Annotated in this window: 2 protein-coding genes; both read left to right on the top strand. The window is 50.6% G+C overall.

Annotated features, from left to right (window positions below; translation table 11 throughout):
• Nucleotides 1-1,198, top strand: a 1,198-nt coding sequence (serA, locus tag RMO52_RS01370; protein WP_310410282.1) for a phosphoglycerate dehydrogenase, incomplete at its 5' end; no start/stop codon positions are given.
• A 475-nt stretch (nt 1,199-1,673) separates the two neighbouring features.
• The gene (gene prmA, locus RMO52_RS01365) at nt 1,674-2,561 is read left to right on the top strand and encodes a 50S ribosomal protein L11 methyltransferase (RefSeq protein ID WP_310410280.1); all 888 of its coding nucleotides are present in this window, start codon (nt 1,674-1,676) and stop codon (nt 2,559-2,561) included.
• The last annotated feature ends 87 nt before the right edge of the window (nt 2,562-2,648 follow it).

Raw genomic sequence — 2,648 nt, 5'->3', positions numbered from 1 at the left:
GCAGTTTGTCGGGACTGAAGTTTATAAAAAAACGCTCGGTGTCGTCGGTTTGGGTAAAATTGGCTCCCATGTGGCAACTGTCGCCAAAGCAATGGGGATGAAATTACTGGCATACGATCCATTTATCTCGACCGAACGTGCTGAAGAACTGGGTTGCAGACTGGTGGACTTGGATACGATTTTCCGCGAATCGGAATATATCACCCTGCACATTCCCAAAACGCCAGAAACAGCCAATCTGATTAACGCCGAGACGCTAGCGAAGATGAAGCCCCAGGCGCGGATTATTAACTGCGCGCGGGGGGGGATTATCGATGAGGATGCGCTGGCTACAGCCCTCAAAAATGGGACGATCGCGGGTGCAGCGATCGATGTATTTGCCGTCGAACCCCTGGGCGAATCCGAACTTCGCACTCTGGGCAAAGAACTCGTGCTCACGCCCCACTTAGGAGCCTCCACCGCCGAGGCTCAGGTCAATGTTGCTCTTGACGTCGCCGAACAGATTCGGGATGTATTGCTGGGGCTACCAGCCCGGTCTGCGGTCAACATTCCCGGCTTACATCCCGATGCGCTGGCGCAACTCAAGCCCTATCTTCAACTTGCCGAAACGATCGGGAATATGGTCAGTCAACTAGCTGGCGGACGGATTAACGATTTGCAAGTGGGCTTATATGGAGATTTGGCAGAACAGCAGACCAAACCAATTGTTACCGCCGCGCTCAAGGGTTTGCTTTCACCAGCACTCCGCGAACGCGTCAACTATGTCAACGCGGGGATCGAAGCCAAAGAACGCGGCATTCATGTGTCTGAGACGCGGGACGCTTCCGTGCGCGACTATGCCGCGACACTCAAACTGATTGCCAAAGGTTCTCTCGGTCAACACTCAGTCACGGGCGCACTTTTGGGCGATGCGGAGATGCGAATTACCAGCGTCGATGATTTCCCCGTCAATGTCGTTCCGACGCAAAATATGCTATTTACCGTCCACAAAGATGTTCCGGGGATTATCGGGATTATTGGTTCGTTACTCGGTAAATTTAATGTCAATATTGCCAGTATGCAGGTCGGACGTAAAATCGTACGCGGCGATGCAGTAATGGTACTGAGTCTCGACGATCCGTTACCCGATGGCATCTTGGCAGAAATCAAGCAGGTTAATGGCATCAGCGATGCTTATACTGTTACGCTGACTGGTTGATGCTGCGTTGATGATGAATCGACCGCGCTCCGTAGCTGGACATAATTAAAGTGACAATGACGAAATCGCTCTTCAGTCCTGCGCTCGCCTCCGGCTCTGGCTCCCCTCTGTCTTGATTCGCTAAACCGTCGGGGAACCCGACGAGCGCGAATCGCTCCCAAGCTTGGGAGCGGCGTTTTTATTAGGGGGTTCCCCCCGAATAAAAAAACGACAAGACAGAGGGGTTGGGGGTGAGGGCAAAGGGCTGGCATTTTACATTTAATTTCGCCTAGCTACTTACATAGCGCGATTTTGAGGTACATCATGCTACTGTGGTGGGAGATGACGATCTACTCACCACACTCAATCCAGCAGGTTTTAGTTCTTGGCGATCGCGACCCGATTGCTAAATGATGTGGGGATTAGTCGATCGTCAACCAACGATCGACCAGACCTACCAAAAGTTATTAGAATTTATACGTCAATATCTAGAATCATGTCTAATAGCTGGTGGGAAATTAAAATTACTTGTATACCCGATCTCGAAGAAAACATCTTCTGGAGATTGACAGAATTTGGCTGCAAAGGGATGTCTACTCAGGCACAAGACGATGAGTTGCTGATTTCGGCCTATATTCCCCAACCACAAGCCAAACTCTTACAAGTATCCGATCTCTCCTTACGATTGCAGAAGGATGCTAGAGAGATGGGTTATCCGCAACCAGTGACTAAGTGCAATCTCATCGATGAAGAAGACTGGTCCAGTAGCTGGAAACAACACTGGCAAGCACAACCGATCGGCGATCGCTTAATTATCAATCCAGCTTGGCTGAGTTTACCCACAGATCCCGATCGAATCGTCCTCCAGCTCGATCCTGGCGTTGCCTTTGGGACGGGAACTCATGCCACAACTCAACTGTGCTTAGAAGCCCTAGAAATGCGGATTCAGCCCAATACACATCAGACAGTTGCCGATCTCGGCTGTGGCTCGGGAATTTTGTCCACCGCCGCAGTTTTGCTCGGTGCTACTCAAGTTTATGCTGTCGATAACGATCCGCTGGCTGTCAAAGCCACTGGCGAGAATCGCAATCTCAATCTGATCCCATCCGCAAAATTGATCGTCGATCTCGGCAGCATCGAAAAACTACAATCGATGCTACCCGAACCAGTAGATGGCTTTGTCTGCAATATTCTCGCTGATATCATCATCGAGCTTGCCCCCTCAATGGCAGCCCTAGTCAAACCCAAAGGCTGGGCAATTTTGAGCGGGATTCTATCGAGTCAAGTCGCTGATGTCTCCCACGTCCTCGAACAACACGGCTGGGTCGTCGGGACTGTCTGGAACCGTCAGGAGTGGAGCTGCATTAATCTTAAACATAAGTAGAGGGGATAGGGAATAGGGAATAGGGAATAGGGTTTGAAGCACAAAGCCGCAAGCGGCTTGAAACCACTAGGTCTATGTCTACATTTA

Origin of the sequence: Chamaesiphon sp. OTE_8_metabat_110, from assembly GCF_031382685.1 — a bacterium.
Lineage (GTDB): Bacteria > Cyanobacteriota > Cyanobacteriia > Cyanobacteriales > Chamaesiphonaceae > Chamaesiphon.
The sequence above is the reverse complement of the archived record's forward strand: the minus strand, read 5'-3'. Positions and strand labels throughout refer to the sequence as shown.

What these genes read in the sequence shown, in the direction of transcription:
- prmA (WP_310410280.1), top strand. Translation starts at nt 1,674, where the DNA reads ATGTCTAATAGCTGGTGGGAAATTAAAATTACTTGTATACCCGATCTC.